Source organism: Aeromonas sp. 9A (assembly GCF_963900955.1).
Classification (GTDB): Bacteria; Pseudomonadota; Gammaproteobacteria; order Enterobacterales; family Aeromonadaceae; genus Aeromonas; species Aeromonas salmonicida.
On sequence record NZ_CAWRFG010000001.1, the window covers coordinates 3,554,890 to 3,576,971 of the forward strand.

The 22,082-nt window shown below is 62.0% G+C and carries 8 protein-coding genes; 5 read left to right on the forward strand and 3 right to left on the reverse strand.

All coding sequences use genetic code 11. From position 1 onward, the window contains the following. Window positions 1-79 precede the first annotated feature (79 nt). From rtxA to rtxH, 3 genes are all read right to left on the reverse strand, one after another. Window positions 80-13,006 carry an MARTX multifunctional-autoprocessing repeats-in-toxin holotoxin RtxA gene (gene rtxA / locus AACX78_RS16475; protein ID WP_159166838.1) on the reverse strand — a complete coding sequence of 4,309 codons (12,927 nt, stop codon included), beginning with the start codon at window positions 13,004-13,006 and terminating at the stop codon, window positions 80-82. 17 nt (window positions 13,007-13,023) lie between these two features. Next, window positions 13,024-13,419, reverse strand: coding sequence for a protein-lysine palmitoyltransferase (locus AACX78_RS16480; protein ID WP_269768382.1), 396 nt, complete (start codon window positions 13,417-13,419; stop codon window positions 13,024-13,026). An 85-nt stretch (window positions 13,420-13,504) separates the two neighbouring features. Further along, window positions 13,505-14,038, reverse strand: a complete 534-nt coding sequence (gene rtxH / locus AACX78_RS16485) for a protein RtxH (protein ID WP_236556348.1) — start codon at window positions 14,036-14,038, stop codon at window positions 13,505-13,507. A 226-nt stretch (window positions 14,039-14,264) separates the two neighbouring features. On the opposite strand from rtxH, the gene AACX78_RS16490 reads away from it, so the two are divergent. The 5 genes from AACX78_RS16490 (at window position 14,265) to AACX78_RS16510 (ending at window position 22,032) form a co-directional block, all read left to right on the forward strand. Then, entirely contained in the window at window positions 14,265-16,301 is a 2,037-nt protein-coding gene (locus AACX78_RS16490) for a peptidase domain-containing ABC transporter (protein ID WP_265342340.1), read from the forward strand. After that, the gene (locus AACX78_RS16495; protein ID WP_159166841.1) at window positions 16,298-17,662 is read left to right on the forward strand and encodes an HlyD family type I secretion periplasmic adaptor subunit; all 1,365 of its coding nucleotides are present in this window, start codon (window positions 16,298-16,300) and stop codon (window positions 17,660-17,662) included. Before AACX78_RS16490 ends, AACX78_RS16495 begins: the two co-directional genes overlap by 4 nt. A gap of 35 nt (window positions 17,663-17,697) precedes the next feature. Further along, complete coding sequence (locus AACX78_RS16500) at window positions 17,698-19,842, forward strand: type I secretion system permease/ATPase (protein WP_236556349.1); 2,145 nt, start codon at window positions 17,698-17,700, stop codon at window positions 19,840-19,842. Window positions 19,843-19,972: 130 nt separating this feature from the next. Continuing rightward, window positions 19,973-20,647: a response regulator gene (locus AACX78_RS16505; protein WP_201302883.1), complete on the forward strand. Its 675-nt coding sequence runs from the start codon at window positions 19,973-19,975 to the stop codon at window positions 20,645-20,647. After that, window positions 20,647-22,032: an ATP-binding protein gene (locus tag AACX78_RS16510; protein WP_034523497.1), complete on the forward strand. Its 1,386-nt coding sequence runs from the start codon at window positions 20,647-20,649 to the stop codon at window positions 22,030-22,032. The genes AACX78_RS16505 and AACX78_RS16510 overlap by 1 nt, the downstream gene beginning before the upstream one ends. The last annotated feature ends 50 nt before the right edge of the window (window positions 22,033-22,082 follow it).

The window sequence follows — 22,082 nt, forward strand, 5'->3', positions numbered from 1 at the left end:
TGACCACAGCGTTTTCTCATTAAAAAAAACCTGCTCCGAAGAGCAGGTTTTGCATGTCATTGGGTTGGTTTCAGGTCGATCAGGCAACGTGCGCCCGACCCTGTATCACATCCCCCCAGGCAGACTGCACTAGGCTGTTGGCCTGACTGTCGAGGCGATTGATCAGTCCCATGTCGCCCGCTTCGGGGGCGAAGCTGCTCATGGCCTGGATCAGGCTGTCGACCGCATGGTGAGAGAGCGCAGTGTAGGCGCGTTCGCCCTCTGCCTGCTGCTCGCCAAGACCTATGACCAGTTGGGCCCGGTTGTCGGCAAAGTAGTTGCTGAAGGTGGCGCTGCCCAGCTGCTCGAACTTGCCCTGCTCGCTCGCCCCGTCGGTGTGACGGTTAACCAGCAGTTGCAAGTCGTAGCCGCTGCGCTTGAACCAGAGATCCCGCCAGCTGACGTCGTTGAAGACGATGAAGTCCTCCTTGCCGATGTCCTGCACCAGGTTCTCTATCACCTCGCCACTGAACACGAAGCTGTCGACGCCGGTGCCGCCACTGAAGCGGTTCTGATAACCCCCCAGCACCAGCAGATCATCGCCGTCCCCGCCATCAAGCTGGCTGAACTTGGCGACCCGGTCGGCGATCAGCCGATCCCGGCCGTCACCACCCCGGATGCTGGCGTGATAACCCATCAGCTTGACCTGATTGTTGCCATGCTCCGCCAGCAGGCGGTTGTGGTTGCCGAACACAATGGCAACGTCATCCCCCTCACCCAGCCGGATCTGGTTGTGATGGCCTATGGTCACCGCAAAGTCCTGATCCGCGCCGGCATCGATCTGGTTGTAGTTGCCGGAGGTGACCAGATAATCCTGGCCAGCGCCCCCTTCCACTATCCCCTCTTCACCGAAGATGAAGGCCTGATCGTTGCCCTCGCCCATGAAGGCGCGGTTGACACGGCCGGCCAGCACGGCGACATCGTCACCCTGCCCGCCAAACATCATGTTCTCCCGTCCCATCATGATGCCAGTGTCCTGACCGGCACCGCCGGTGAAGATGTTGGAGGTACCGGTGGCATAGAAGACATCGTCCCCGCGACCACCCCAGAAGTTGTTGTTGTCGCCGAGGTAAGCCCCCAGATCCTTGCCGTCTCCCCCCCAGTTGAAGTTGTAGTTGCCAAGGGAGACGTGCATGTCGCCATCCCCCTGCAGGTGACCACTGTTGCGCAGGAAGTCGAAGGTCTGCTCCTTCATGTTGAGCAGATCGGCCGTCAGGTTCTGCTTGAGGTTGCTGGCCAGCGTCTTGAGCTCCGCCTGCTTGTCGCCGTTGAACAGGGCCGCAAACAGGTTGGGCAGGCTCAGGGCATTGAAACCGAACGCCTTCTCCTGTGCGGTGGCCGGCTGGGCAGCGGCCTTGGCTGGGCCTTCCCCCTGCTGCACCGACACCTCACCGGGTTTGGCCTCTTCGGGGGCCGCCTCCTGCAAGCCGTGGGTGCGGGCAAAATCGCCGAGGGCATCTGTGCCCAGATCCAGCCCGGCTTTGAGGCTGTCGAGCCACTTGGCAGGATCGGTCAGGCTCTTGAGCTGATCGCCACCAAATTCGGCGATGACCCCCAGCATCTCCTGCAACAGCGCAGGTGCATCGATGGCCGCGCCATCGCGCGCCACCAGCTGGCCCCGGGCGTTGTAATCCACGCCGAAGATATCTGCCAGCGTGGTGTCGGCACCGACCCCGGCCAGTCGTCCCAGCAGCCGGTTTTGCAGCTGGCGCGGCAAATCGGTCGGAGTGAAGGTAAAGGTGGTCTTGGCCTGCCCGGTCGAGGTGAACTCCTGGGTCAGGATCCCGAACAGGGAGCCCAGGTTGGTGTCCAGCATCGCCTGGATGTTGTCACCAAACACAAAGTTCCAGTTGCCAGTGGTGACCTGGATGTCAGCCCCCTGCCCGGCAACCGCGAAGTTGAACGCCAGCTTCTCGTTGGCCTGGCGCAGCTTGTCCGCCCGGCTCAGAGGCCCCTTTTCACCCTGGCCGCCGCCCAAGACGTGCTGGTTGAACGCCTTGTTGAGGGTTGCTTCCAGATCGCTCTTGAGGCCGCGACTGCTGCGCTCATGGTCGCTGTCCAGAATCGTGAGCGAGCCGTACTTGACGCTGCTGGTCTGATCCAGCCCGGCCATGTCCGCCACGAACTTGTCGGCCCCGGCCAGGGTCCACTGCTCCCACTGGCTGGCAACCCAGTTCGGCTGAGAGCCGTCACCGGCTATCTGCTGCAGGGCACCGGCGATACGGGCCGCCCCACCAAAGGGGTTGACCATGGGCGGCGTGGGGATGGATTTCTCCAGCATCACGATGAGATCGTTGCTGCGCCCCTGGTTGAAGCTGACGTTGCGTTGGCCCACGAACAGCTGGGCCCCCTCCAACGCCCGGTAACCGGCGATGTCGAGGCTGTGTTTGCTGTCGCCATCCCCGATGTGCACCATGACGTTGTTGTCGCCGAAGGCCAGCGACTTCATGCCCCCCGTACCCACTTTGACACCCAGGTTGCTGGTACCCCAGTTGATGGCGGTGAACTCGCCATCCCCCACGTTGACCTGAATGTTGCCGGAGTAGCTGACGGCATTGTCGGCCTTTCCAGCGGCAGACTCAGACTGGCGCTGTTTTTCGGGGGCGACGAAGGTCTCGTCATTGTCGGCGATGGCGCCATGGGCGCGACTCTCGCCGTCACCCCGGCCCACGTTGGCCAGATCGATATCCCCTTCGGCCACGCCGCCGCGCACCAACTCGGTGTGCGCCACAGGCTCGCCGGCTTCGTTGAGGGTCAGCACCACCTTGTTGCCGGCCACCTTGCGGGCCCAGACATCATCTTCACCACGGGTGTGCTTGCGACCAGCCAGATCGACCGCCACCTCGCTGCTGCGGGCCGATACCTGGGCGTTGATCCCCTCGTTTTTCAATGCCTTGATGAAGCGGCTCGCAAACCCTGTCTGCTGGTCGTCGCTCACCAGGGAGCAACCCACCAGGCTGACGTAGCTCGGCTTGCTCGCCACACCCGCCTCTTGCAGGCGCTCGCCGAACCGGCGCAGACGCCCGGCCAGCTCATCGGCACTGTAGCCACTGAGTCGGCTGTTGTTCTGCTCGTCACCGTCACGACCGTGACCCACCACCTGCCAGCGAATATTGCCAGCCAGCTGAGCAGGATCGCCATACACCACCCGATAGTTGCCATCCGCATCCAGCTGCACCACCAGGCTGCGATCGGGGTGCTTGCCCGCCAGACTGGCCGCCGCTTTGGCGGCAACCGGATCATCTTCGGTCTGGATGATGATCTGGCCATCGAAGCGGGTCTCGCCCCCCTGGCGGCCCGGTGTCACCTCAGGCTGCTGCCACTGGGTAACCTGCTGGTTGCGTACCGGCTGATCCGCACCGTCCAGGCCCGCCACCGGCGTCCATTTCCTGGCGACATCGCCGTACTCGACCCGCTGGCTGGCGTCATCCTCCTGCAGGCGGAAGCGGTTGTCCGCATCCACCTTCAGGGCGGGCAGCCCCAGACGGTGGGTAATGCCCGGCACAAAGCCTTCGATCCCCTTGTGGGAGGCCAGGTGCGCGCTGCCGTAGATGGCGACGAACTTCTCGCCAGCCGGCAACTTGCCCAGCACGTCGACGGCGACGTTGTTGGCCGCCCCGGCGCGATACATGAGGCCGTGCTCAGTCCCAGCAATCGCGGGTCTTGCCGTGCTGCCGTCGTCCAGCGCCACAATCCGCAGCCCTTTCTCACGCGCTCGCTCGAACAGGGAGGGATCCAGATGCTTGGTTTTCAGCATGGTTGCCAGCTCGGGGGACATGTCTCCCCCCGCCAGATAGCGGTCTATCAGCGGCTGCGCCAGCTCGCCGCGCAGGTGCTCCAGACCGATGACGGTCACCCCCTGCGCCTTGAGGGCATCCATCTGCTCGTTGACGAAACGCAGACCATTCACGTCGCTGCCATGGGTTTCACCGATCAGCAGGCCGTTGCGGTTCTCCAGCAGGCGTGACAGCTGTCCTGCCAGCGTGCTCTCCTGCGCCACCTGATCGTTCAGATCCCGCAGGGCATTGCCGGCATAGCGGGCATCCCAGGCCGCCACGTCTGTCTGCTTGCTGCTGTGATAGATGTTCTCAACCTGCTCGATGCGGAGGGACTCCAGCTCGCCGAGATAGCGGCGGTCGGCAAACTTGTCCAGCATGATCATCTCGGCAGAGAGCTCGGAGCCGGGCGCCGCCTGCTTGGCTGCCTCCTTGATGAAGTAGACAGTCATCTGGGCAGACTGATCACCTGTCATGTCCTGCAACTCCTGATAGGAGTAGCCCAGGTGCAGCACCTTGCCGGTCTCGTCCAGCACGGCCTTGCTCAGCAGCCCCTTCGACTGGGCATCTGCCAGCCACGTCTTCAGCTCGCCATACTGCTCGCCAAGCGCGACATGGAAGCTGGCATCAAACGGTAGATCCGCAGGCGCCTGCCCCTGGTATCCCCCCTTGACCGCCAGATAGGGATCTTGTGCCACCCAGCGCAGCAACATCTGGGTGAGACCCGGGTGCTTGCCATTCGCCTCTTCGGCAGCCTTGCCGATGACGAGGGCTGCCAGATCGGGGCGACGCTTGGCCAGTGTCGCGACATCGGCTTGCAGCGACGCCAGCTCACCGCGATAGAGCCCGCCGTTGAGCTGGCTCTGCAACTGGGTCAGCGCCGGGTTTCTGCCGGAGCCTTCGTGCCTGGTCTGGTAGTCGTCGATCAGCTTGTTCAGCCGCAATGCGGCCTCCACCTGCGCCTGCCCGGTCACACTGTGCAGCACGGTGAGCTGATCCAGGATCCCCTGATAAGACTCGCCAATGGGCTTGGCAAATACCTGGGCGGCTTTTTTCAGCTCATCCGGGCGAGAGATGGTTGAAAAATCGATGCCACTCTTGCGGTTGAACAGATCGCCGACTATCTGCTCGGCATATTGGCCCATCAAGCGGTTGCTGGCCAGATGGCCATAGAAGGTCTGTTCACCGCTGACCTGATACCCGGCCACGGCCAGCTTGGCCCGCAGCTTTTCACCCTCGCTGCCGAGCCCTTCGTTGTCGGTCAGCAGCATGATGGGCGTGCTCTTGGGCAGGCCGTCGAGGTTTTTCTCTACCGAGAAACGGCCGTTGACCGCCTTGGCGATCGCCCCGACCAGACCGCCCGGATTGGGCAGCTCATGGGCAGTGATCGCCTTGCTCATGCTGGGCATGGGGCGATCGAGCAAGAGGGCGCCCACCGGCTTGCCCTGCTCGGCGGCATAACGGGCCAGATCGGCGGCGATGGGGCCGCCCATGGAGTAGCCGTGGATCAGGATCTTGCCGGGCGCCACACCGCGCTCTTCCACCAGATAGCGGAACATGGTGCGGGCATCCTGATAGACCCCCTGTTCGCTTGGGCCGCCATCGCTGGCACCGTAGCCACGCAGGTTGACCGCCAACATGTCGATGCCCTGCTTCTGGTAATGACTGCGAACGGCATCGGCCTGCTCCTCGGCAGAAGAGCCTGAGCCATGCAGGAACAGCACCACCTCGGGCTTGCCATCCTCCTGCGTCCCTTGCCGTTCGGTCCCCTTGTGCAGGAACCCGGACAGGCGGCCGGCGTCCCCTTGCAGGGTCACTTGTGCAGCCTCCCCTTTGCTCACCGCATGGTCGAGCAACTGCCGGGTGATGTCGCCCACCTGGCGGCGCTCATCACGGGTGCCATACAGGTTGTCGTTGAGGAAACGGGTCAGAGGGTTGAGCGGCTGCCTGTCTACCGGTGCCGCATCGATATCCAACACGCGAGAAGCATCGCCTCCCGATTTCTTGTCACCCAGGGCTTGCAGACCTGCAGCGTCATCCTGGAGATGCTCAGCAGTGAGCTGGCTCCACGCCTCGGCATGGTTGGCCATCACCCATTCGGCCTTGTGGTTGGCCGATGCGACCTTCTTGGCATTCTTGACGGAGGGAAGCCCCTGGCTCTCCCGATACGCCTGATACCAGCCGTCAAAATCTGCGCTCTGCTCGACCAGGTTGTTGACTGCCGCCACTATGGTGCGCCGGCTGACCGGGTCGAACTGATCGAGGGTTTTCACCTCCACCCTGGCGGTTGATTCTGACTTGGGCACAAACTGGCTCAGCTCGTTGGGTACCTGACGAAACTCGAACAGGATCGCCGGTTCGGGATGTTTGCTGTCACCCGTAGTGGCATTGTTGATGCCGTGACCCGCGACTTCGCCGCCGACCTTGAAGTAGTCATAAATGTTCTGTGCCAACCCCGGCGAGTAGGCCGATTTCAGGGTCGCCAGGATCTGATCCGACACGACCTTTTTGTCATGACTGCTGAGCAATGCCAGCATGGCAACGGGCTTGGTTCTTGGCAGAATTTCCCAGGCATTCTTGACCTTGGGATCTGTCAGCCCCTGCGCATTGGGGGCGATCCCTTCCGAGACAGGATCCCAGTCATTGATATGGAGACCATATTCCCGTGCCAGGTCGGCCGTCTTGCCATAAACGGAGGTGAGATAGGCAAAGACATTTTGCGCGGTGGCCGCATCCTCCAACGACACATTGGCCGTGTTTGACAGGAAGAGCTCCTTCAACTCGGCGTGATACCAGGGGGCCGACTCCAGCAGACGGATCTCCTGGGACGAACCGGTACCGAACGCCTTCGCACTCACAGCCATGGTCGCCTGTTGACCGCTCGGCGTCATGCCGATGGTCTGCCCCTGACCGTCACGAGAGGCGCCATTGCCAGCGGCGATGACGTGGTTGGCATTGGAGATGACCAGCGTGAAACGACCATCCTCGCTGACCAGATCCGGCAGCTTGGTGTGATTGGTCTGGCTGATGTGCTGGGTAAACTCTCTGGCGAGCCAGAGCATGGCCTCTTTGCGCGCTTCAACCGCCTGGCTGTCCTGTATCTCGCTCGGATAGGTCACCAGCTCTATGGTGTGGGTCTGCCACTGACTGATCCCTTTGACATCGGTGATCTCGGCCGGATTGGTATACCCCCCCTGATTCATGTCTTTGGTCAACATGAACAGCGGCTTGCCGGCCGCATCGTGCACATAACCGAACTTCTGGGCCGAGTTCTTTGGCAAGGCAACCACCAGCCCCGTCAGCTCGTTTTCGATGCCAATGGAGGCAGTATCGAAGTGACTGTTGAAGTCGGGCACGGACTTGCTGCCAGTGCGAGGGCCGTTCAAACCGGTCAGATCAACAGCCGTGGTGGTAAACACCTCATGTCGTTGCACCGGCTTGGCCGCAGCGCTTGCTGCTGGCTCTTCACCCTTCACCTCCGTCGGGGTCGGGGAAACGGGTCGCTCAACAGGTTGACGCATGCCGGCATTGATCTGCAGGCGGTTGACCGCAGACAGGGCGCCATCGAGGGCGGACTGCTCCTGTTCGCTCAAGCCATTGGCGGCATCAATGGCCGATGGCTGGGCGCTGGCCGACGCGTCGGTCGACAGACCGCTGGCATTGGGCACATCAAGCTCACCGACCTGCGGCAACCGGGGTGCCGCCATCGGGCTCTGGCCGTTATTCGCTTCCTGATGGCTCGGCTTGTCGCCGCTTTGTTTCAGGCTTGCCGCATTCTGCCTGGCCTGTGTTGCCTGCTGGCTGGCCTGGCTGCTGGCCTGCTCGCCTGCGGCCTGGGCCTGGCTGGCGCTCGACTCGCCCTCTTGCTGCCGCTGCCGGGCATCGGCCTCGCGGGTCAGGGCATCGAGACGACGCTGTTCGGCCTGCTCGGTCCGGCTCTGCCCCTGCGCCAGGGCCTCGCCCTGCAACTGTTCGCTGCGCTGCTGGCCAGATTTGGACTGGGCAAGGGCGGCCTCGACCTGCTGGTTCTGCTGCTCGCGGCGGTTTTTTGCATCCGCGATCGCATCGCCTGCCCTGCCGCTGGCCTCTTCCAGATCTTCCTGTGCATCGGTCAACAAGCGGTCGGCAAAACCATTGCGCCAGTGCTGGCCGGACGGGATGGTGGCCGCTTCGGGCTGCTTGAGCTGTTCAAACTGGCGGGCCAGGGTGTCGAGCTGGGCCGTCATGTCGCGCGCTTCCGCCTCGATGACGCCGCGCTGATCCTGACCATTCTCGGCCAGCTTGCCCTCGTCGGTGGCTTCCAGCTGGGCCTGAGTGCCCGAGATGGCGGCGAGCTGCTGCGCCTTCTCCTGCTCCAGCCGCTGTTTGTCGGCATCGGCACTGGCCCGATCGGCTTGGGCCTGGGCGGCGTTGCCGTCTTCCGCCAGCTGGGTACTCACCTGGCCTATCTCGGCCTTGCCAGCCGCAGTGGCGACCACGTTGTCGATGAGGTAGCCAAGGCCGTTGTTCTCCCCCGTGCCCCGGAACGCCAGACTATTGCGGCCCTCTCTGGCAGTCAGGGTCAACTGTTTGGTCTGCCAGCTGTCGGCGTCGCCCTCGCTGGCAAAGACACGCTCGCCGTTCCACAGTACCTCGATGCCGTGCTGCAGCGAGATGTTGGCCCGACGGGCAAAATCGAAGTTCAAAGTGACAGTCTCACCCGCCTTGAGGCCGGCAAGATCCTGGGAGATTTGGGTATTTCTGTCGGTAGAGAGTTCGCTGACGCGAGCGCCGTGCCCCTCGGTGGCCAGCCCGTAGGCGCTGGCGGAATGATCTGCTTCGATCCCCTCACCGGCATGCTGCCAGCCGTGGGCGCCCTGTTCGAAATCGCCGTTGACGATGAGGTTTTCGCCCCCTCTGGCCAGGCCTTGCTCATCGAGCTGCAACGCCTTGTCCATGGCTTGCTCATCCCGTTCGCCGGTCTGGCTCACCTGACCGGTCAGGCCGCTCGCCAGCGAGGATTTCACCTCGCCAATCTCGTCCAGACCAAAGCCGCTCAGGGCCTGAACATCCCCCAGACTGGCCGCTTGTGGCGCCTTGACCGGGCCCTCTTCATCGCCCTGTACCAGGTAGTTGATGGCCTGGTTGCCTGCCGCACCGAACAGGGTCTGCTTGATGTTGTCAAACAGGGTACCGAGCTTGTTGCTGCTGGTGTTGCTGCTGGCGATGGCAAGGCTGTAGAAGTCGCCGTTGCCTATCTTGATGGCCACGTTGTGGCGGGCATAGGCCGCCGTGACGTCGAGCCCGTCGCCGATCTGGACATTGGCATTGCCCTTGCCCTTCATGACGGCGACGTTGAGCCCATCCCCCACCTTGGTGTTGAGGTTGTAATCACCCCAGGCCAGGTTGATGGAGGTGCCATCGCCGACCTTGATGTTGTTGTTGAACTTGCCGTAGGCGGCGGTAACGCTCAGGCCATCCCCCACTGTGGTGGTCTGGTTGATCTCCCCCTTGGCGAGGGTGACCTGGATGCCGTCTCCCACCCGGGTGACGACGTTGGCCTTGCCGAGCAGGGCCTGGTAGCTCTCGCCATCCCCCACTTGGGTGACTATGTTCGCATCCCCCTTGGCCAACACGACCTGACGGCCATCCCCCACCTTGGTGATGATGTTGGCGCGACCCCAGGCACCTGTGTAACTGTCACCGTCACCGACCTGGGTGACCAGGTTGGCCTCCCCTTGCAGCACCGCCAGCTCGCGGCCATCGCCGACCTTGGTCAGCACGTTGGCGCGGCCCTTGGCGAAGCTGTAACGGTCACCGTCACCGACCTGGGTCAGCAGGTTGACATCCCCCCAGGCCCCTTGCACCACTAGGCCGTCGCCCACCTTGGTGATCAGGTTGGCGCGGCCCTTGGCCAGGCCTATGGTGCTGCCGCCACCGACATGGGTCATGACGTTGCCCACCTCGGAGATAAGCAGGCCCACTGTGGTGCCGTCACCTATCTTGGTCAGCAGATTGCCCTTGCCCCACAGCACGGCGGCCGTGGTGCCATTGCCCACGTGGGTCAACACGTTGGCATCGGCTTTGGCAATGGCGCCGAGGAAGTCATCCCCGACCTTGGTGATGATGTTGGCTTTGCCCAGCGCCAGTACCCCGGTCAGACCGCTGCCCACATGGGTCACTATGTTGGCCTTGCCAAACAGGGCCGCCAGGGTGGTGCCATCGCCCACCTTGGTCATCACGTTCAGCTCGCCGGCGAACAACCCCAGGCTGGTGCCGTTGCCGATGTGGCTGTAGATGTTGGCCTTGCCAATCATCAGCGCAGCGGTCAGGCCATCGCCCACCTTGGTCATCAGGTTCGCCTGCCCCAGCATGGCGGCGAAGGTCTCGCCTAGGCCAACATGGGTGAAGACGTTGGCATTGCCCACCATGGCAGCCAGCGTCATGCCGTTGCCCACCTTGGTCGCCAAGTTGCCCTGGGCCAGCATCAGGGCGACGGTCAGGCCGTCACCGACATGGGTGAAGACGTTGGCCTTGGCCACCATCAGCGCCAAGGCATTGCCATCCCCCACCTTGGTGAAGACGTTGGCCACCCCGCCCATCAGGGCCCAGGCGTCGCCCTGACCTATCTGGGTAAACAGGTTGCCCGCGCCTATCATGGCGGCAATGGCCGTGCCGTCCCCCACCTTGGTGAACAGGTTGCCGGCGGCACCCATGATCCCCATGGTGGCGCCATCGCCGACATGGGTCAGCACGTTGCCCGCCCCCAGCATCACGGCAGAGAGATCGCCGTCACCGACCCGGGTCAGCACGTTGGCCGCCCCCAGCAGCAGCGCCTGGGTATCACCCCGGCCAATCTGGGTCAGCACATTCACGCCGCCCCCCAGGATGGCCTGCACCTTGCCGTTGCCCTTCTTGGTGAGCACGTTGGCGCCCCCCAGCAGCACGGCGCGGGTATCGGCAGCCTCGTCCCCCTGGCTGATGTGGGTCAGCACGTTGGCGCCCCCCAGCAGTCCGGCAGTCAGCTCGCCGGCACCCAGCTTGGTCAGCACGTTGGTACCGCCGACCAGCATGGCATCGAGCCGCCCCTCACCGGCCTGGGTCAACACGTTTGCCCCACCGCCAGCCAGCCAGAGACCATTGCCATCGCCGATCTGGGTGTGAGTGTTGTAACCGCCCAGCATAACGACCTGGCTGTCGCCACGGCCCTGCTGCACCGAGATGTTGCCATAGGCCAGCAGGCGGGCCAGATACTCCCCGTCACCGCTGCGTACCAGCACGTTGGCCGCGCCAACGGCATAGACATCCATCTTTCCCTGCGCGCCCTGATGTACCAGCACGTTGGCAAGACCCGCGCCACGGAACACCAGATCGCCGCGCTGACCGCGCTTGATCAGCACGTTGGCGGCCCCGGCGCCGTTGAAGTGGATGTTGCCCTCGGTCACGTCGGACTCGATGACGTTGCCGCCACCGGCACCGTCGAAGAAGATGTCGCCCTTGCTCTTGCCGCCGCCTTGCTGGCGGGGGAGCAACGGCTGGAAGTCAAACTCCCGGGTGGCAGGCAGCCGATCCGACACAGCTGTCACGGTGTCGAGCTGGTAGTGCACCTCGCTCAGTGAGTAGCCCCCCGTGCCCATGGCACTGAAACCCGTCTGCTCCGAGATGACCTGATCGGCCAGGCTGGCGATGTGATCGCCCTCCTTGTACCAGGCCCTGGCCAGGTACTTGAGCGCACCGGTTTCCCTGTCGTTGGCCAGCTCCACCACCACTATCTTGGTGTAGGGGCCAAGCTGCTTGGCAAACACATAGGTGTTGGCCTGTACCCGGGATTTCACCGCGCTGACAGCAACCTTGGTGCCATCTTCATAGATGGCATGACCACTCATGTTGGCCGTGGAGAGGGTGACATCGGCGGCGGCCACACTCACACCACCGCCGTAGTTGATCCAGCTGTTTTCGGTCAGATCCGCTTCCACCGCCTGCAGTGTGATGCGCTGACGCCGTTCAAACACCAGATCCGTCAGGCGATAGGCGCCGTCGGTCCGGGTCGAGGTAAACCCTTGCTGTTCATTGATCTGGCGGCTGGCCAGGCTGGCGAGGTGATCACCTTCCTTGTACCAGGAGGTGGAGAGGTAACGCAGGGGACCCTGCTCGCCCTCGTTGGAGAGTTCGACCCGGTTTATCTTGGTGTACATGCCATCGAAGAAGGCAAACAGGTAGGTATTGGGTTGCAGGGTCGACTTGATGGCCGTGACCGCCTGGGACTTTTGAATCCAGCTACCGCCCATGGTGGCCGTGGTCAGCACTATCTCGTCGGCACTGGCGCCAGCAAAGGGCGAGCTGTCGCTGCCAGACCCCTTGCGGGAGAGGTGGTTGTACCCCCCGGCCCCTTTGAAGTGAATGTTGCCTTCGGCCACATCTGACAACAGGCGGTTGTACCCCCCGGCGCCGTTGAAACGGATGTCGCCACGGGTCTGCAGATAGGCATCATCCTTATGGCGCAGACGGGAGATCTCGTTCCAGCCGCCGGCGCCGTTGAAGGTGACGTCCCCCTCGCGTCCCTTGCGAAACACCTTGTTGTAGGCGCCGGCCCCGTTCAGGGATATGCTGCCGGATTCCACCAGGGAGCTGATGATGTTGGCCGCGCCGGCGCCATGGAAGCTGATGTTGCCATGCGACCCCTGATACTGGCTGTGCCAGGTACGATCTATCTTGTTGGCCGCACCGGCACCGCTGAAGGTCAGATCGCCCCTGTCGGTCTGGTGCCAGAGCTTGTTGTACCCCCCGGCCCCCTCGAAGCTGACGTTGCCACTGATCCCCTTGCGGGTCAGGAAGTTGGCAAGAGCCGCCCCCTGATAGCGGATGTCGCCCTCGCGCCCCAGGTGATCGATATTGGTGCCGCCGCTGGCGCCGGCAAAGTGGATATTGCCTGACTCGGACTTGCTGATGTCCGCGTAGCCCGCCGCCCCCTTGACGGTCAGGTTGCCGGAGTCGTCGACCACCTTGAGGTAGGCGGCGCCGCCGTACACGCTGTCATTGCCAGTGCCGGTATAGACGGTGGCACCAATGGAGCCGACCTTGATGGTGTCGTCACCGCCATAGGCACGGATGACGCCGCCGAAGCCAAAGGCATTGATGTCATTATTGCCATCATCTGCCGTGTAATTACCGGTAAAGAAGTACTCAATACTTCTCCATACACTCTTTCCCATGTATTAGCTCATTATGATTAAATGGAAAACCACTGCACCCTGCGCACACAATGGCCAAGTTCGGCATGAACATGACCGCGCACGGTACAGACCCGCTGCCCTTTCCATGGCAGAAATATCCGGCGACGCAGATCGCTCACCACGGCGCGGGCATGTCCGTATGGCGCTATCATCTCCGGAATAAAAATATGGTCGCCGGATTGCCAATCCTCACGGATCAGCTCCCGCTCGGCGGCCAGCAAGGTGTCACGAATGGATAAAGAGACAAACGCCCAGTTGCAAAATGCAACCGGGCGCCCGTGTGAGTCTTCATAATAGCTGAACTGGTTCAATTCGAAGGCAGGCAATATTCGCTGCTGCCACTCGGCGACGGAATAACGCCGGTGCAGGGAGGAGTGCTGACTCAGCAGCATGACTCCCCCCAGAATATGTTGATTTTGTTGCCAGTTCGGTTCCGTTGATTGCAATACCAAGCTCATTGGATCCCCAACCGGAACATTATTTTTTCTTGCGCGGCGCGGCCTGTGCTGTGGCAGCCGGTGCGGCTTGCTGCTCGTCAGAAGGGGCTGCAGGGATCAGGCCTGCGGCGATCAACTTGTCAAACTCGGCGGCCATTCGCGGATCTTCAAGCATATTTTTTATCATTGAAACCATATACATAAAGCCAGCTGCAGGCATATGGACCGTCTGTTTCAGCGCCAACTCGTTGTCACTTTCTGCCATGACCCCTTGCGCCATCTTCAGCGGATCTTGTCCGACGAAATAGAGGGAGAAGATCCCCTTGTTATAGTTGACGCTGGATACTGTCTGTACAAACTGCTCTGTCATATAAATTCCATTATCAATAAATATAAAGAAAAACAAAAATGAAAAATAACAACCCAAGCAAGACAACATGGGCTTAACATTTCGCATTTCACTATATTTACCATATTTGAAATTATTATCATGTTCAATTAAACAATGACCTAAAAAATAGAGCAAATACGTCAATGAAGATGTCAACTCAATCGTCAAGGTTAATAAGTCCATATCCAAAGATTAGCCTGACACAGTACTCAACCCAACACTTTTATTATGAGATTTGTCAGCCAACATAATATTTGACAGTAAAATAATGGCTCGCTAGTATGCGCGCCCTGCCTGCAACAGGCCACCTTGCCCCATATAAACAGGAGGGGTGTCACAGCGGCAAACGGATATTATTATGACGGCGAGTGAAGAGTCTGTTTTAGCGTGTATCAATATTATTATCGGGATGCTGGGTTGTCCCTCTAAAGATATAGCACCCACGCCAGACGACACCTTTGACAATATTGTCGATACGCTGCAGCAACAGACAGGAACCCGCATTCGTCAGCGTCACGTCCCCCCTCGAAAACTCGATAAACTGACTCTGCCTGTGGTACTGCTGAGCCCCTCTGGCGAGGCGTTCGTGCTGGCCCAGCGCCAGGGTGAGCAGGCGCTGATCCTGGATCCGGCCGTGGGCAAGCCGCAAGTCATAGCACAAGACGAACTGCTGGCACGCTGGGATGGCCGCCTGCTCGAGGTCGGCAAACTGCAGAGTCGCTTCGACATCCGCTGGTTCATCCCCGCCTTCTTGCAGCAAAAACGCCTGCTCGGCGAGATACTGCTGTTCTCACTGGTGTTGCAGATCCTGGCGCTCATCTCACCGCTCTTCTTTCAGGTGGTGATGGACAAGGTGCTGGTGCATCAGGCCTGGGCAACCCTGGATGTGCTGGTGTTCGGGCTGCTGATCACGGCCTTGGTGGAGGTCTGTCTGCGAGGGCTGCGGGAATATCAGTATGCCCACACCGCCAACCGGATCGATATCCAGCTCGGTCTGCGCATGGTGCAGCACCTGTTTGCCCTGCCCCTGCTCTATTTCAAGAGTCGCCAGGTGGGCGCCATTGTGACCCGGGTGCAGGAGCTCAACACCATCCGCGAATTTCTGACCGGCACCCTGTTCACCCTGACGGTAGACGTGCTGTTCATGTTTGTCTTCCTGGCCGTCATGGCCAGCCTCTCCGGCATGCTCACCCTGGTGATCCTACTCTCCATTCCTGCCTATGTGCTGATCGCCTGGTGGATCACGCCGCGCATGCAACAGGCGGTCGAGCAGCAGTTCGGCCATGCGGCCACCAACACCGCTTTCTTGAACGAGACGGTCGCCGGGGCCGAGACCCTCAAGAGCCTGGCGCTGGAGCCGCGCTTCGTGCGGCGCTGGGATGAGCAAACCCGCCAGATGGTGGAGGCCGGCTACCAGGTGCAGCAACTCAACAATGCCTCCCAGCACGGGGTCATGTGGCTGCAAAAACTGGTGACAGTCATAGTGCTCTGGCTCGGTGCCAGCGAGGTGATCGCACTGCAGCTGACCATAGGCCAGCTCATCGCCTTCAACATGATGGCCAGTCACGTGGCGCAGCCGCTATCGCGCCTGGTCGAGCTGTGGGGCCAGTTCATCCAGACCCGGATCGCGGTAGACAAACTCGGCGACATGCTCAACCTCCCACCGGAACATCAGCGCGATGGGGATGGCCGCATCCACGGCGGCGCCATAGTGCTCGAGCGGGTGCATTTTCGCTATCAACCGGATGCCCCTCTCATCATCGACGATCTCTCCCTCGCCCTGGCGCCCGGCGAGACGCTGGGGATTGTCGGCGGCTCCGGCTCGGGCAAGAGTACCCTGGCCCGTCTGCTGCTGCGGCTCTATCAGCCGGAGCAGGGGCAGATCCTCATCGATGGCCAGCCCATCCAGCAAATTCCCCTCCACCACCTGCGCCAGCAAATGGGGGTGGTATTGCAGGAAAACCACCTGTTCAACAAGTCGGTACGCGACAACATAGCCCAGTCGGTGCCCCACGCCAGCCTGGACGACATCATACGGGCCGCTACCCTGGCCGGCGCCCACGACTTCATTTTGCGACTGCCCTTTGGTTACGACACCGTGCTGGCGGAAGGGGGCAGTTCGCTCTCCGGCGGCCAGCGCCAACGGCTGGCCATCGCCCGCACCCTGCTGGCCGACCCCAGGATCCTTATCTTTGACGAGGCCACCAGCGCCCTGGATGACGAATCCCAGGCGCTGATCCAGCACAACATGCGCCACATCGCCAGTGGCCGCACCGTCATCACCATAGCCCACCGCCTCTCCACAGTGCGCTACTGCGACCGAATCATAGTCCTGCAGCGCGGCAAGATAGTGGAGCAGGGCGACCACGCCAGTCTGCTGGCACTGGGGCAGCACTACGCCCGCCTGTGGCAGCTGCAACAAGACTTGCACGAGGAGACCCCATGAATCTGCGCACTTGGCTGAGCCGCTGGCGCCAACCCGGTCCAGCCCGGCAGCAGGAGACCCACTACGGCTTCCTGCCCGCCCATCTGGCGCTGGCCGAGACGCCGCCCTCCCCCTTTGCCCGCATCACGGCGCTCACCCTGAGCGCCGGTGTGCTGCTCACCCTGCTCTGGGCCTGCTGGGGCCAGCTCGACATCCAGGCCACCGCCAGCGGGCGCCTGCTGGTCTTTGGCCGCAGCCAGATGATCCAGTCCTACGAGCAGGCCAGGGTGATCACCATTCACGTGGAAGATGGCCAGGCGGTCGCCGCCAACGCGCCGCTGCTGACCCTCAACACTTTGGGGGTGAGCCAGGATCTGAGCCGGTTGCGCGAGCAACAGGCATTCCAGTACCAGACCCTGATCCGTTATCAGGCGCTTTATGGCAACGAAACCGTCACCCAGCACCCCGACTACGCCAGGCTCACCCCGGCGCAGCAACAGGCGCTGGCGGAGAACCACCAGAGCGAGCTGCACGAATACCGGAGCACCCTCAACAACCTGCAGGCCGAGCTTGGGGTCAATCAGGCCAATCAGGCCGCCCGACGGGGGGACATGGCCTCCCTCACTATCCTGCTGGCCAACATCCGGCCCCGCCTGCAGGCGCGCCAAACCCTGAGCCAGTCCCAGGCCATCTCACGGGTGGAGTATCTGGAGCAGGAGAAAGAGCTGCTGGAAACCCAGCGCCAGCTCGCCCAGCAGCGGGCCGAGCTCGAGGTGCTGCAATCCCAGCAGCAGAGCCTGCAGGAGCGGCTGGCCGGCTTCAAGGCGCAGAAACAGCGGGAGTGGATCGAGAAACGCCAGCAGGCCCAGCTGCAGCTGACCGCCATCGAGCAGGAGCTCGCCAAACTGAGCGAGCGGGAGCACCTGGAAGTCATTCGCGCCCCGGTGGCGGGCACAGTGCAGCAACTGGCCATCCACACCCAGGGCGCCGTGGTGCAGCCAGCCCAGCAGTTGCTGGTCATAGTGCCCAACGAGGGAGTCCAGTACGCCGAGGTGAAGATCCTCAACAAGGACATAGGCTTCGTGCACGAAGGGCAGACGGTCAGCATCAAAGTGGATGCCTTTCCTTATACCCGTTACGGCACCATAGACGGCGAGCTGGTCAGCGTGTCGCGCGATGCCACCACGGATGAGCAACTGGGGCTGGTCTTTCCCGCCAGGGTCAAGCTGAGCCGGGGCGAGATGCAGATAGACAATCAGCCGGTGCGGCTCACCCCGGGCATGTCGGTGGTGGCCGAGGTCAAGACGGACAGGCGCCGAGTGATCGACTACCTGCTGAGCCCGATCCGTGAATACCAGGCCGAGGCACTGCGGGAGCGATGACAATGACACAGGCTTTACCGGCCTTAGAGGCACCCGTGAACGAGCCAACCCCCATCGCCAATGGCGCCCTCGCCGCCCTCGCCCATGCGGCCCATCAGCTGATGATGGCCGCGGATGCCGGTCAACTGGCCCACGCTATGGGTTGCGATCTGGCGCCGGAAGATCTGACAGTGCGCGAGGCCGCTGCCCGGCTCGGCCTGCGCAGCGCCCTGTCACAGGGGCCGGGCTGCCCGCTGGCGGCGCTGCCACTGCCGGCCCTGCTCAAGCGGGAGGGGCGCTGGTACACCATCACAGCCATCGAGCCTGAGGGCTGGCAGCTGTTTGATCCGGCGACCGGCACCAGCAGCCTGCAACCGCTGCCGAACCCCACACAGGCGGAACAGTGGCACTATCTATTGCTGGCCCAGCAGGATCTCACCCCGGCCGAGGTCAAGTTCGGGCTGGGCTGGTTCAGCCCGGCGGTACTGCGCCAGCAGAAGCAGGTGCGAGACGTCTTCTGCTTCGCCATCGTGCTGCAGCTCATAGCCCTCGCCAGCCCGCTACTTTTTGAAAACATCATCGACAAGGTACTGGTGGGGCGCAGCCTCGGCAGCCTGCAGGTGCTGGCCCTGGCCATGCTGGCACTGGCCTGCGCCGAGCCGCTCTACAGCTTTCTGCGCGGCCAGGTGTTCGGCCATCTGGCCAACCAGGTCAACGCCGAGCTGTCCGGCAAGCTCTATCGCCATCTGGTCGGCCTGCCCATCGACTATTTCAAGGCGCGCCAGACCGGCCAGATCATCGCCCGGGTCAAGGAGATGGCCCAGATCCGCCAGTTCCTCACCGGCTCCACCCTGATGCTGGTGCTGGATCTGGTGTTCATCCTGCTGTTTGTCGGCGTCATGTTCCATTACGCCCCCGTGCTGACCGGCTGTGTGCTGGGTTCCTTGCTCATCTATTTTCTGCTGTGGCTGCTAATTGGCCCCCTGGTGCGCAAGCGGGTCGAGGCCGAGTATCAGGCAGATGCCGATGCCACCAGCTTCCTGACGGAGGCAGTCACCGGCATCGAAACCATCAAGACCACGGCCACGGAGCCACGCTTTTATCAGGAGTGGCAGCGTCTGCTGGCGCGCCAGTTGCGCCGGGGATTTCAGGCCAGAAAGGTGGGGCTTGCCGCGGGACAGGGAATAGATCTGGTGCAAAAGCTCACCGCCGCCCTGCTGCTCTGGCTTGGGGTCGGCGAGGTGCTGAACGGCCGGCTGAGTCCGGGGGAGCTGGTGGCCTTCAACATGCTGGCGGGTCATGTCACCCAGCCGGTGCTGCGGCTGGCCCAGGTGTGGCAGGACTTCCAGCACACCCTGATAGCCCTGCGCCGGGTGGGGGACATACTCGACGAGGCGCCCGAGCACGGCAATGGCGGGCTCGCCTCCGTCCCCGCTCTCGAGGGGGCCATCGAGTTTCGTCACATCCGCTTTCGCTACCAACCGGATGCCCCCGAGGTGCTGGCCAATCTCTCCCTCTCCATCGAACCCGGGCAGTTCATCGGCATCACGGGCCCATCGGGTTGTGGCAAGAGCACCCTCACCCGCTTGCTGCAACGGCTCTACGTGCCCCAGCACGGCCAGGTGCTGGTCGACAACATGGATCTCGCCATCGCCGACCCCGTCTCATTGCGCCGCAACATGTGCGTGGTGCTGCAGGAGAGCATTCTGTTTTGTGGCTCGATCGCCGACAACATCCGCATCTGTCGCCCCGATGCCAGCCAGGCCGAGGTGGAGCAGGCGGCGCAGCTGGCCGGCGCACTCGGCTTTATTCGCGAGCTGCCCCAGGGCTTTGAGCAACAGGTGGGCGAGAAGGGCGCCCGCCTGTCTGGCGGGCAACGCCAGCGGATCGCTCTGGCTCGGGCTCTGCTGGCCAACCCCAGAATACTGCTGCTCGACGAGGCCACCTCGGCCCTCGATTACGAATCCGAGGCTGCCATCATGGCCAACATGGCTGCCATTCGCCGTGGCCGCACCCTGATCAGCATCGCTCATCGCCTCAATACACTCCGCCATGCTGACCGCATCCTGGTAATGGATGAGGGGCAGATAGTGGAGTCCGGCAGCCATGATGAGCTGCTGGCACAGCAGGGGCTCTATGCCCGATTGTGGCGTCAGCAAACCGGAGACCAGACCGAGTCAGCCGCAATCTCGCCCTTCTAGTGACTCACAAGTCAATAAAGGTTCCCCCCCGATTCAGTCCCGATACAGGCGCGCCTGCTAGGATCCGGATTGACTCGCCCTGGCATAAACCCTCTAATTGACAGCCTGGATTCCCATGATCGCGCACCTAATGAAAATATTGTTGGTCGAAGACGACAAGCTGCTCAATCACCACCTTGCTACCCTGCTGACCGAGGCCCAGAATCAGGTCCACAGCACGGACAACGCCCAGGTGGCCCTGCATTACGCCACCGATTATCCCATCGATGTCGCCATCATAGACTTGGGGCTGCCTGACATGGACGGCCTGCAACTCATCAGGCAGTTGCGCGAGCGGCAGATCCCCTTCCCTATCATAGTGTTGACCGCCCGTGGCAACTGGCAGGACAAGGTGGAAGGACTGGAGGCCGGTGCTGACGACTATCTGGTCAAGCCTTTCCAGAAGGATGAGTTGCTGGCTCGCCTCAATGCCTTGGTGCGCCGCAGCGCCGGTTTCATCTCCCCCAGGGTCAAGGCAGGTAACTATGAACTGGATCTCTCCCGCAAGGAGCTGACCATTGGCGGCGAGCCTGTGGTACTCACCAGCTTTGAATACCTGATCCTCGAGTACCTGATGCGCAACGCCCGCCAGGTGGTCTCCAAGCAGCAACTGCTGGACCAGCTCTATGGCGATGGCGAGGGTGATCCCAACACCATAGAGGTAATGGTGAGCCGACTGCGCAAGAAGCTGGACCCGGAGGGGAACATACAGCCCATCTCCACCATCCGGCGCCAGGGCTACATCTTCAACCTCTCGTGCAACTGATGGGTCTTCGCTTGTTGTCACGCCCCATGCAGCTGCTGCAGCGCTCGCTCCACATCAAGCTGATGCTGAGCGCCATGCTGGTCATAGCGCTCATCATGGCCTTCTCCGTCTATATCCTCTATCTGGGTCACACCGAAGAGCAGGCCCAGAAGGCCAGCACCCGCATGCAGGAGAACCTCTCCAAGCTGTTCTCTTCCAAGTTGCCGGAACCCCACTCCACAACCGATCTTGGCAAGATAACGCCGGATGCCATCGACCCCAATCTGGATACCCTTATCTGCCGGGCGGATGGCCAGCTGAGCTGGTCCAGCCTGCACATGCCAGAGGTGGTCCAGGCCAGGGACACCATCTGTCAGGATCTGATGAATTACCTGGGTGGACTGGATCAGGATTACTTCTTCAAGCGCCACACCATCAAGAACGGCGAGAGCTACTTCATCTACAGCCTGCGTTTTCTGCGCAATCACGGCGATGGCCCCACCACCTACTATGTGGTGATGGTCGACTCGGCCAAGCGCTATCTGGCCCAGACCCGCAACTACCTCTACCAATGCATTCGTCAGGCACTGCTGGCCTACTCGCTGCTCGGTGCCCTCTTGCTGCTCACCAGCTTCTGGAGCCTCACCTCCTTGCGCACCATGGCGCGCCAGATAGACGAGATCAGGGCGGGCAAACGAGAGGCCCTCTCCAATGACTACGAGCGGGAGCTGACGCCACTGACCGAGTCGGTCAACCAGCTGCTGGAGAACGAACGCCAGCAGAGCCAGCGCTATCAGCACGCCTTGAACGATCTGGCCCACAGCCTGAAAACCCGGTTGGCCCTGATCCAGATAACGGCGCAGGAGGTCAAGCTGGGGCACGACATCCACGACAACATCAATGAGCAGATCCTGACCATGGATCAGATCATCCAGTACCAGCTGCGCCGCGCCGTCACCGGTCGCCAGCGCCTCGCCAGCAAGGGCACAGAGCCGGTGCCGCTCATCGAAAAGCTGCTGGCCAGCCTCGCCAAGGTCTATCGCCACAAGAAATTGCAAACCCGCTTCAAGTTCGATGACGACGTCTTCTTTGCCGGTGAACAGGGGGATCTGATGGAGCTGATGGGCAACCTGCTGGATAACGCCTTCAAGTTCGCCATCAGCGAAATCCAAGTCACTGTGAGTCGCCGCCTGGATCGGCTGCGCATAGAGATTGAGGACGATGGCCCTGGCATAGACCCGGACAGATCGCAACAGATCTTCCAGCGCGGGGTGAGGGCCGACAGCTCACCCGGCCAGGGCATTGGCCTGGCGGTGGTCACCGAGATAGTGCACAGCTACGGCGGCCAGATCATGGTGGATGAGTCCCCGCTGGGGGGTGCCCGCTTTACCCTGGACCTGCCTTAAGTCACTCGGCTCATGCCGCCTCACGCCAGCCCATTCAGCACGCCTGCCCC